At 62.2% G+C, this 10492-nt stretch carries 9 protein-coding genes and 1 pseudogene; 5 read left to right on the top strand and 5 right to left on the bottom strand.

Annotation, left to right across the window (positions count from 1 at the left end; all coding sequences use genetic code 11):
- Both FJ980_RS13715 and FJ980_RS13710 read right to left on the bottom strand, forming a co-directional pair.
- A pseudogene (locus FJ980_RS13715) lies at nucleotides 1-173 on the bottom strand (four helix bundle protein); the annotation flags it as partial.
- 54 nt (nucleotides 174-227) lie between these two features.
- The gene (locus FJ980_RS13710; RefSeq protein ID WP_140543486.1) at nucleotides 228-1661 is read right to left on the bottom strand and encodes a glutamine synthetase family protein; all 1434 of its coding nucleotides are present in this window, start codon (nucleotides 1659-1661) and stop codon (nucleotides 228-230) included.
- 149 nt (nucleotides 1662-1810) lie between these two features.
- On the opposite strand from FJ980_RS13710, the gene FJ980_RS13705 reads away from it, so the two are divergent.
- Nucleotides 1811-2524 (top strand): HAD family hydrolase, encoded by a 714-nt coding sequence (locus tag FJ980_RS13705; RefSeq protein WP_140543478.1) that lies wholly within the window; start codon nucleotides 1811-1813, stop codon nucleotides 2522-2524.
- A gap of 113 nt (nucleotides 2525-2637) precedes the next feature.
- Here FJ980_RS13705 and FJ980_RS13700 read toward each other — a convergent pair whose 3' ends face one another.
- The 3 genes from FJ980_RS13700 to aceA all read right to left on the bottom strand — a co-directional run bounded on the left by FJ980_RS13700 (nucleotide 2638) and on the right by aceA (nucleotide 4899).
- Nucleotides 2638-3021: a response regulator gene (locus tag FJ980_RS13700; RefSeq protein WP_140543484.1), complete on the bottom strand. Its 384-nt coding sequence runs from the start codon at nucleotides 3019-3021 to the stop codon at nucleotides 2638-2640.
- Nucleotides 3022-3312: 291 nt separating this feature from the next.
- A complete protein-coding gene (locus FJ980_RS13695) occupies nucleotides 3313-3555 on the bottom strand; it encodes a hypothetical protein (RefSeq protein ID WP_027168360.1) in 243 nt (80 codons plus the stop codon).
- 54 nt (nucleotides 3556-3609) lie between these two features.
- Nucleotides 3610-4899: an isocitrate lyase gene (aceA, locus tag FJ980_RS13690; protein ID WP_140543476.1), complete on the bottom strand. Its 1290-nt coding sequence runs from the start codon at nucleotides 4897-4899 to the stop codon at nucleotides 3610-3612.
- Between the two features lie 251 nt (nucleotides 4900-5150).
- Here aceA and FJ980_RS13685 point away from each other — a divergent pair, with 251 nt between their 5' ends.
- The 4 genes from FJ980_RS13685 to FJ980_RS13670 all read left to right on the top strand — a co-directional run bounded on the left by FJ980_RS13685 (nucleotide 5151) and on the right by FJ980_RS13670 (nucleotide 10485).
- Nucleotides 5151-6593, top strand: coding sequence for an XRE family transcriptional regulator (locus FJ980_RS13685; RefSeq protein ID WP_140543474.1), 1443 nt, complete (start codon nucleotides 5151-5153; stop codon nucleotides 6591-6593).
- Nucleotides 6594-6841: 248 nt separating this feature from the next.
- The gene (locus tag FJ980_RS13680; protein ID WP_246676412.1) at nucleotides 6842-7726 is read left to right on the top strand and encodes a DMT family transporter; all 885 of its coding nucleotides are present in this window, start codon (nucleotides 6842-6844) and stop codon (nucleotides 7724-7726) included.
- Between the two features lie 441 nt (nucleotides 7727-8167).
- Nucleotides 8168-9265, top strand: coding sequence for a polyamine ABC transporter substrate-binding protein (locus FJ980_RS13675; RefSeq protein ID WP_140543472.1), 1098 nt, complete (start codon nucleotides 8168-8170; stop codon nucleotides 9263-9265).
- Nucleotides 9266-9345: 80 nt separating this feature from the next.
- The gene (locus FJ980_RS13670) at nucleotides 9346-10485 is read left to right on the top strand and encodes an ABC transporter ATP-binding protein (protein WP_140543470.1); all 1140 of its coding nucleotides are present in this window, start codon (nucleotides 9346-9348) and stop codon (nucleotides 10483-10485) included.
- Nucleotides 10486-10492 lie beyond the last annotated feature (7 nt).

The raw sequence follows: 10492 nt of genomic DNA, 5'->3' as shown, positions 1-10492 counted from the left end.
AAATTGCTGATAGGAACCTCGAATCTCTCTGCCGTAACCCTCCGCTATATTTGAGGGCACTGAAGTTGCGGAGCGGCGCACTTGGCTGGTAAGTCCATAGAGCTCGTCCTTCGGCCAGGATCTCGTCGCGCTGTAGACCGACACAACTAAGTCCATCGCCTGCTGCCAACCACTAAATCCTTGTAAGAGCCTGTTTTTTCAGCGACCGTCGCTACTCCCCTACTCCCCTAAACGTTCAGCAACAAATACTCCCGCTCCCATGGGCTGATCACTTCCATGAAGGTTTCGAACTCGGCCCGCTTGATCGCTGCGTAAGTGGCGGCGAAGGATGTGCCGAGGATAATGCCGAGCTCCTTGTCGGCCTCGAACAAATCGACCGCTTCCAGCAAGCTGCGCGGCAGGTCGATCTCGTCGGCATTGGCCGTGGTCAGAACCGGCGGTTCAGCTTTGATCTTTCTGGTCATGCCGATCAGCCCGCAGGCAAGCGACGCGGCAAGCGCCAGATAAGGGTTGGCGTCGGAAGACGGGATCCGGTTTTCGACGCGCCGCGCTGCCGGATCGGAGCGCGGCACGCGGAAGGCGGTGGTCCGGTTGTCGTAGCCCCATTTGTTGTTGACCGGAGCCGAGGCCTGCTGCGTCAGCCGGCGGTAGGAATTGACGTAGGGCGCGAACATCACCAGCGCGTTCGGTACGTGCTTCTGCATGCCGCCGATGAAATGGAAGAAGGCGTCCGTCTCGGAGCCGTCCTCGGCCGAGAAGATGTTCTTGCCGGTCTTCTTGTCGATGACCGACTGGTGGATATGCATGGCCGAGCCCGGCTGGCCCTGGATCGGCTTGGCCATGAAGGTGGCGTAGATCTCATGCTTCAGCGCCGCCTCGCGAATTGTGCGCTTGAACATGAAGACCTGGTCGGCAAGCTCGATCGGGTTGCCGTGTCGCAGATTGATCTCGAGCTGGCCGGCGCCTTCCTCATGGATCAGCGTGTCGATCTCCAGGCCCTGCCGTTCCGAGAAATGGTAGATGTCGTCGATCAGTTCGTCGAACTCGTTGACGCCGGCGATCGAATAGCCGGCGCCGCCGCCGATCGGCCGGCCCGAGCGCCCGACCGGCGGCGTCAGCGGATAGTCCGGGTCGGGGTTCTTGCGCACCAGATAGAATTCGATCTCGGGCGCCACCACCGGCTTCAGGCCGCGCTCGTCATAGGCGGCAAGCACGCGCTTCAGCACGTTGCGCGGCGTGAACTCGACCGAGCGGCCGTCCTGGTGGACGAGGTCGCAAATCACTGCTGCCGTCGGATCTTCTTCCCAGGGCACCGCTGTCAGCGTTGAAAGATCGGGCAAAAGCTTCAGGTCGCCATCGTCCTCGGGATAATGGAAGCCGTTGCCGTCCTCGGGATAGCCGCCCGAGATCGTCGTCATGAACACGGCCGAAGGCAGCGCCAACGAGGTGTTGGAGGTGAATTTCTTCGACGGCATCATCTTGCCGCGGGCGACGCCCGCCTGGTCGGGCGTGATGCACTCGATGTCCTCGATGCCGCGCCATTCGAGCCAGGCGCTGGCTTCCTTCCAGTTCCTCACGCCGCGTTCGTTTTTCAGGAATGCAGGCGTGCGGGCGCGTCCCCCCCGGCTTGACGGACGGACTTCCTTTTTTTCAGGCGGCATCATTCACCAGATTGTGTTGCGGATTTCGAACTATAGCCGGGCGCAACGGGGAAAGGGAAGGGGAGGCGCCGGGCGCACGTCCGTCTTCAGGCTGGCGGCAGGCCATAACAACGGCTAAACCGGCCGTTCATGAAGAACGGTGCCCGCATATGCCCGCCTCTCATCTGACCACGATAGGTTTCGATGCCGACGACACGCTGTGGCAGAACGAGCAGTTCTTCCGCATGACCGAACAGCGCTTCATCGCCATGCTTGCCGAGCACGGCGACGCAAGCCGGATTTCCGCGAACCTGCTTGAAGCCGCAAAGCGCAATCTCGGCGTCTATGGCTTCGGCATAAAGAGCTTCATGCTGTCGATGATCGAGACGGCGATCGAGGTTACCGAAAGCCGCGTTCCCGCCTCGACGATCGCGGAAATCCTGGCTGCCGGCCGCGACATGCTCAGCCACCCGATCGAGCCACTGCCGCACGCGCGTGAGACGATCGAGAAGCTGGCAGGCAGTTATCGCCTGGTGCTGATCACCAAGGGTGACCTCATGGATCAGGAGCGCAAGCTGGCGCAATCGGGACTGGGCGAGCTTTTCGACGCCGTCGAGATCGTCAGCGACAAGAGCGCCGCCACCTATGCCCGCATCTTCAGCCGCCATGGCGACGGACCGCAACGGAGCATGATGGTAGGCAACTCGTTGAAGTCGGACGTCATCCCGGCCATCGACGCCGGCGGCTGGGGCATCTATGTCCCGCACGATTTGACCTGGGCGGCCGAGCATGCCGAAGCGCCGGTCGCGGCGCCGCGTTTCCGGCAGATCGCCGACCTGAGCGAACTGCCGGCAATGATCGAAAGCATCGCCACGGCGGGCTGACGAAGCGTTGGGATGCACCAGGCAGCTCGGCGTCGATAGAAACGCTGGCCCGCTCCAACATGTTGTTTAGGCAATTGCGGGCGGACGGCCGCTGCGCACTTTTCTTGGAATGCTCAGCCGCGCCCGACCAGGCGATCGACCACCGGTTGCAGCCGCTCGGGCGTGATCGGCTTGGCAACCACCGCATCGACCACGCTTGACAGGCCGAGGCTTTCCGGTGTGCCATTCTTGGTTGAAAGCAGGATCACCGCGGGCAGCGGCTTGCCGGAGGCGCGCCGCAGCGCGTCGATGGCCGATATCAGCCGATCGCAATCCATGTTGTCCGGTCCGCCGTCCAAAATGACGGCGCCGGGCAGTTGGCCGGTCAGTGTCTTCTCGGCGATCTCGGGCGGCTCCGAGATCGGTTTCAGTCCCGATTTCTCGACGATTTTCGACACCACAACCCGGTTGATCGACGATTTTCCGACGACGAGCACCTTTGAAAAGTCAGCCGTGATCGCGCCGGTCCGGTCTGCCGGTTTCGAATGTTTTTTGGAATGGTCGGCTGGGTCGGCGGGACACATCGGCGGGAAGGCACTCTGGTTCAATGCAGGGTTGAAACCTGAGGCACAATTGAGTGAGATCACGGCCGCTGTCAAGCTGAAACGATCGACGTCGAAAATATAGCAAGAAATTCTGGAATTCAGCGCAAGTCGTACCTCTCGGCGACGAATGCAAATCGAAAAAATGCGATAGTCTTCCGAGCGTATAGCGCGCGAGAGACTATCGCCGAGACTGTTGACGTTACGTCAAGTGTGACTCTGCTGGGTAACGATCACCGGGATCAAAAGGTCTCCCCAGTTGCCGTCGCCGCCATGGTGTCTGGCCGAACGCACCAGCTCCACCGAGACGCCGGCCTCGACTGCCTTCATGACCGATTGGTTGAGCCTGTGCAGATCGTTGGCGAGCATGCGGATCGTTGCCTGCTGGTCGACGCTCATCGCGCTTGATTGCTCTTCTGCCCTCTCCTTGACGCGGCTTATCGATGCCATTGGTCTTCTCCTCGGTGTAGATGCCCTGCGGGCGTTGCCTCTGGTTGTTGTCCGTTACTCGGCCGCCGGCCTGAACTGGGCGTGCTCGGTCGATTCATGCATGGCGGTAGTCGAAGACTGGCCGCCGGTGATCGCCATCGACACGGCGTCGAAATAGCCGGTGCCGACCTCTCGCTGGTGCTTGGTCGCGGTATAGCCGCGGGCCTCGGCCGCGAACTCGGCCTCCTGCAGTTCCGAATAGGCGGCCATCTGACGGTCCTTGTAGCCGCGCGCCAGCTCGAACATGCCGAAGTTCAACTGGTGGAAGCCGGCGAGCGTGATGAACTGGAACTTGTAGCCCATCGCGCCGAGCTCCTTCTGGAACTTCGCGATCGTGGCGTCGTCGAGGTTCTTCTTCCAGTTGAAGGACGGCGAGCAATTGTAGGCGAGCAGCTTGCCCGGATGGTGCCTACGCACGCCCTCGGCGAATTTCCTGGCCTGCGCCAGATCCGGCTTCGAGGTCTCGCACCAGATCAGGTCGGCATGCGGCGCATAGGCCACGGCGCGCGCGATGCAAGGCTCGATGCCGTTCCTAACATTGTAGAAGCCCTCGACCGTGCGGCCGGCGTCGTAGTCGACGAAAGGTCTGTCGCGCTCGTCGATATCGGAGGTCAAAAGCTTCGCCGCCTCTGCGTCCGTGCGCGCCACGACCAGCGTCGGCGTGCCCATCACGTCGGCTGCAAGGCGCGCCGCGTTGAGGTTGCGGATATGCGCCGCGGTCGGGATCAGAACCTTGCCGCCGAGATGGCCGCACTTCTTTTCCGACGCCAGCTGGTCCTCATAGTGGACGCCCGCGGCGCCGGCCTCGATGAAGGCCTTCATGATCTCGAAGGCGTTGAGCGGGCCGCCGAAGCCGGCTTCCGCGTCAGCCACGATCGGCGCGAACCAGGTCTCGACCGACAGCCCGTTGCTTTCGGATGTCTCGATCTGGTCGGCGCGCTGCAAGGTGCGATTGATGCGCTTGACCAGTTCCGGCGCCGCATTGGCCGGGTAAAGCGACTGGTCTGGATACATCGCCGAGGCGGTGTTGGCATCGGCCGCCACCTGCCAGCCCGAGAGATAGATCGCCTTCAGGCCGGCCCGAACCTGCTGCATGGCCTGGTTGCCCGACATCGCGCCAAGCGCATTGACGAAATCCTCCTCGTGGATGAGCTTCCACAACCGGTTCGCACCCATCTCGGCCAGCGTCTGGCGAATCTGCACGGAGCCGCGCAACCGCTTCACATCCTCCGGCGAGTAGGGGCGCTCGATGCCGTCGAAACGGCCTTCCGGTGCGGAGGGGACGAGGTTGTAAAAATCGGTCATTGGTCACTCCGGATCATTTGGGAACTGCGTCAGCGCTGCATCGCAAAGGCATATTCTGCGACGTCTTGCGTATGACATTGTTTACATTGCAGCGCGAAAGGCGCCTAGAAAAACCGCAAGATATCTCAGAAAATAGAGGAAAAGCTGTGTTGCCATTGACAAGTCAGCTCTGTAAATTTGTCACGATTGTAAAAGCGGCGAACGAGCGCCGGGCTTGATAATCATGTAAATTCTTGTCAAGGATGGCAGAAATGGCCGACCAGAAGATCTTCGCCGGGCCGCGACTGCGCCGGCTGCGCAACGCCAGGAGCCTGACCCAGACAGCGATGGCCGAGGGGCTGGGCATCTCGCCATCCTATCTCAACCTGATCGAGCGCAATCAGCGACCGCTGACGGTGCAACTCATCCTCAAGCTTGCCTCCGTCTACAAGGTCGATCCACATGAATTGCAGGGCGAGACAAAAGGCTCGATCGCGGCTTTGCGCGAAGCCTTCAGCGACCCGCTTCTTGCCGGCGAACTGCCCGGCGATCAGGAACTGATCGACTTCGCCGAAACAGCGCCGAACGCTTCGGCGGCGATGGTGAAACTCTTTCGCGCCTATCGCGAGCAGGCCGAGCGCCTGTCCGACCTCAACCAGCTTCTGGCCAAGGAGGGCAGGGCAACCGCGCTGTCCGGCACCCGCCTGCCTGCCGACGAAGTCCATGACGTATTTGAGCGCCGGCCGAACCATTTTGCTTCGTTGGAAGAGGAGGCGGAGGCTTTCACATCGGTCCTCGACCCTGGTGACGATCTGTTCGGCGCGCTCAAAGCCTGGCTAAGGCGCGAGCACGGCATCGTCGTCAAGGTGCTGCCGGTCGCCACTATGCCCAACTGGCGCCGCCGCTACGATCGCCATTCGCAACGTCTGTTCCTGTCCGAGCGGCTGTCGCCTTTCGACCAATTGCGCGAAGTCGCGATGGAGGCGAGCCTCATGCGCATGTCGGTGGCCGTCGCGGCTGAGATCCAGGCGCTGAAGCTCGGTACCGACGAGGCCCGCCGGCTCGCTCGCTTCGAGCTCGGCCGCTATGCCGCGCATGCGCTGATGATGCCCTATCAGGCTTTCCATGCCGCCGCCGTTCGCGGTCGCTACGACATCGACGTCCTGCGTTCTCGCTTCGGCGTCTCTTTCGAGCAGGCGGCCAATCGACTGACCATGCTGCAGCGGCCGGGCGCAGCGGGCGTGCCGTTCTTCATGCTGGAAGTCGACAATGCCGGCAACCGCTTCCGCAAGGCCGGCAGCCAGGGCTATCCGCAGAGCCGCTTCGGCGGCGGCTGCCCCAAGCTTCCCGTCCATGCGGCGTTCTCGCAGCCCGGCCAGATCCTCGTCGAAGCGGTCGAGATGCCGGACGGCGCCGAATTCCTCTGCATTGCCCGCACGCTGAAAGGTCCGCAGGGCGCGTTCTCCGAACGGCCGCGCCGCACCGCGCTCCTGCTAGGCTGCGATATCGGCTTTCGCGACGATATCGTCTATGGCGCGGCGCTGCCGGCCGCAGCCGCAGGCAAGCCCGGTCAAGGCTTCGCCACGCCGGTAGGCCCCGCCTGCAGGCTTTGCGAGCGCGTCGGCTGCCTGGCGCGCGCCGAGCCGCCGGTGACGCGCCCGCTCGGCCTCGACGAGATGGTGACGGGTCTCAGCGCCTTCGATTTTCAAGGATGACATCGGCGGATGTGTCCCAAGTCTCGCCGGGTGCTGGATCACGCCGGGCCGGCGTCTTTGCGCTACGCGATTGAGGCATAATTCTTTCTGAGGCACAGTTCTGTCGTCTGAGACACACGTCTTGTTGTCCTTGCTGCATCGAACGCAACCCGCTGACAGTCATGTCCATGACCGATACCGCCTCGCCCCGCGTCGCCCCGTCCTCCACTGCCTTGCCAGCCGTCTCGCCTCGCGAGGAGCGGATCGGCATGCTCCTGGTCTTCCTTTCGGCGCTTATGTGGAGCTTCGGCGGCGCCATCGCCCGTTTCATCCATGTCGGCGACAGCTGGATCGTGGTGTTTTGGCGTTCGCTGTGGGCCGTGGCCTTTCTGCTCGCCTTCATGCTGTGGCGCGACGGCTGGCGCGGCACCCTGAAGCTCTTTCGGCACATGGGACTGCCCGGCCTTGGCGTCGCCTTCTGCTTCGCCACCGCCTCGACCAGCTTCGTGGTGGCGCTTGCCTACACCACGGTCGCCAACATCCTCCTGATGCAGGCCGGCGTGCCGCTGCTTGCTGCGCTCCTTGCCTGGCTGCTGTTTCGCGAACGGGTCGCCCCGGCCACCTGGATCGCGATCGCCGCCGTCATCGCCGGCGTCGCCATCATGGTTTCCGAATCCCTGGGCGGCGCCGTCTCGCCGATCGGCGACGGCCTGGCGCTGCTGATCGCGGTGATGTTTTCGCTCGCGACCGTGATCACCCGGCGCTTTGCTCATGTGCGCATGGTGCCGGCCACCTGTCTCGGCGCGCTGCTCGCCGGTGCGTTCGCCGCTTCCCAGGCCTCGGCATTCGCGGTATCGGGGCGCGACATGGGCTTCCTCTTCGCCTTCGGCGTCATCAACCTCGGCGTCGGCCTCGCCTTTTTCGCCATGGGCGCGCGGCTGGTGCCGGCGGCGATCGCGGCGCTGCTCGGTACCTTCGAGCCGATCCTTGGGCCGATCTGGGTCTGGCTTGTCCATTCCGAAGTGCCGTCGGTGCGCACCATTATCGGCGGCGCAGTCGTCGTCACGGCGCTGCTCGTCCATATCGGCCTGGAGTTTAAGCGACAGGCGCGGCCTGCACGTCCCGGGGTAACCGGCCTGCCGTCGCCCAATTGATGTTAATGCATGTCGCCCAAAAGTGCGCAGCGGTTTTGGGAGAACGACATGCATCAAAACAAAGACTTAAAGCGCTTCGCCTGAATCCCCTTCAGCGCGACGCGCTTTAGGCAGCCTCCCCCATTGACAACCCAGTTGCCGGGCGGGCAGGCTGTGATCACGGCAACAACAATACAGGCGTATCTTGCCAAGTGACTCCGCCGGCCTGCTCGGGACCGGACTGCATCGTCATAGCTCTGCTTACGCCGCGGTGAATGCCGTTGACGCCGCCCGGGTGCCTCGCCTGGGAGGGTGGAACGCCTCGAACCTCGATGCCTTGATCGACCCTGGCGTGGGCAGTTCACGCTTGTCGCTCTCCGGAAAGCTCAATAGTCTGAAACGAACGCCGCGCCGCCATATCGCGACGAGCCGGCGAGGGAACACTCACCAAAGGAGAACACCATGATCCGCAAAGCGCTTTGGCTTTCGGCGACGTCGGCATTTCTGACGCTTTTCACAATAAGCGGCCATGCCGAAGACCGCGTCGTCAACGTCTACAATTGGTCGGACTATATCGACAGCTCGATCATCGACGACTTCACCAAGAAGACCGGCATCAAGGTCGTCTACGACACCTTCGATTCCAACGAGATACTGGAGACGAAACTGCTTGCCGGCGGCAGCGGTTATGACGTCGTCGTGCCGAGCGCCAATTTCCTGGCGCGTCAGATCCAGGCGGGCGTGTTCCAGAAGCTCGACAAGTCGAAGCTGCCCAACATCTCCAACATGTGGGACGTTATCTCCGAGCGCACCGCCAAATACGATCCGGGCAACGAATATTCGGTCAACTATATGTGGGGCACGGTCGGCCTCGGCTATAATGTCAAGAAGGTTGAGGCCGCGCTCGGCACCGACAAGATCGACAGCTGGGACGTGTTCTTCAATCCGGACAAGCTGGCCAAGCTGAAGGATTGCGGCGTCTACGTGCTGGACTCTCCCGCCGACATCATTCCGGCGGCGCTGAAATATCTCGGACTCGACCCCAACAGCACCTCGCCCGATGACATTTCAAAGGCCGAGGAAGCGCTGCTGAAGGTCCGGCCCTATATCCGCAAGTTCCATTCGTCCGAATACATCAACGCTTTGGCCAACGGCGACATCTGCCTGGCGATCGGCTGGTCGGGCGACGTCTTCCAGGCGCGCAACCGCGCCGAGGAAGCCAAGCAGGGCGTCGAGATCGGCTATTCGGTGCCTAAGGAAGGCGCCCAGATGTGGTTCGACCAGATGGCGATCCCCGCGGACGCGCCGCATGTCGCCGAAGCGCTCGAGTTCATCAACTACATGATGACGCCCGAAGTCATCGCCAAATCGTCGAACTACGTGCTCTATGCCAACGGCAACAAGGCTTCGCAGCAATTCATCGACAAGGCGATCCTGCAAGATCCTTCGGTCTATCCGGACGAAGAGACGACGAAGAAGCTGTACACGGTTGCGCCATACGATCCCAAGACACAGCGCGTCATCACGCGCACCTGGACCAAGATCGTCACCGGCCAATAAGCATTGAGACGCGACCCCGGCAGCCAACTGCCGGGGTCGCTTTCTTTTGGGGAATTTTAAAAAGTAACGGAGTGGGGACCATGAAATCGCTTGGCAGCATCCGCAGGGATTTCTCGCCTTGGAACGATCCGAACGCCAAGCCGTATATCCAGTTCGACAAGGTGACCAAGAAGTTCGGCGACTTCACCGCCGTCAACAACCTGTCGCTGACCATCTTCGAGCGCGAATTCTTCGCCCTGCTCGGCGCTTCGGGCTGCGGCAAGTCGACCCTGCTCAGGATGCTCGCCGGCTTCGAGGAGCCGTCGGCGGGCCGCATCCTCCTCGACGGACAGGATTTGCGCGGCATCCCGCCCTACAAGCGGCCGGTCAACATGATGTTCCAGTCCTACGCGCTGTTCCCACATATGACGGTGGAAAAAAACATCGCCTTCGGCCTCAAGCAGGAAGGCATGCCTGGACCCGATGTCGAAAAGCGCGTGGCCGAGATGCTGAAGCTCGTCAAGCTCGAGCAGTTCGCCAAGCGCAAGCCGCACCAGCTCTCGGGCGGCCAACGCCAGCGCGTGGCGCTTGCCCGCTCGGTCGCCAAGCGCCCGAAGGTTCTGCTGCTCGACGAGCCGCTCGGCGCTTTGGACAAGAAGCTGCGCGAGGAAACGCAGTTCGAGCTGATGGACCTGCAGCAGGAGCTCGGCCTCACCTTCGTCGTCGTCACCCACGACCAGGAGGAGGCCATGACCATGGCCGACCGCATCGCCATCATGGACAAGGGCGAGGTGATGCAGGTCGCGACGCCTGCCGAGATTTACGAGGCGCCGGCCTCGCGCTTCGTTGCGCATTTCGTGGGCAATGTGAACATGTTCGAAGGCAAGGTTGCCGAACATATGACAAGCACCACGCGCATCACCGGCGCGACAGGAGCGCAGATCGTCGTCGACAATGGCAGCAACGCCGCTGCCGGCTCCGACATCGTCTTCGCGATCCGGCCGGAGAAGATCAAGGTCTCCTCGAAAAAGCCGGCCGATGCCGTCAACGCGCTCGAAGGCGAGGTCTACGACGTCGCCTATCTCGGCGACATGACCGTCTATCATATCAAGCTTGACGACGGCCAGATCGTGCGGGCAAGCGCGTTGAACGCTTCGCGCATCACCGAGGATCCGCTCACCTGGAACGATCGCGCCTGGGTCTCCTTCCGTCCCGATGCCGGCGTCGTGTTGACCAGGTAGGAGGCTG

This window comes from Mesorhizobium sp. B1-1-5, assembly GCF_006443065.1.
GTDB lineage: Bacteria > Pseudomonadota > Alphaproteobacteria > Rhizobiales > Rhizobiaceae > Mesorhizobium.
This window is presented reverse-complemented; position numbering and strand designations above follow the sequence as displayed.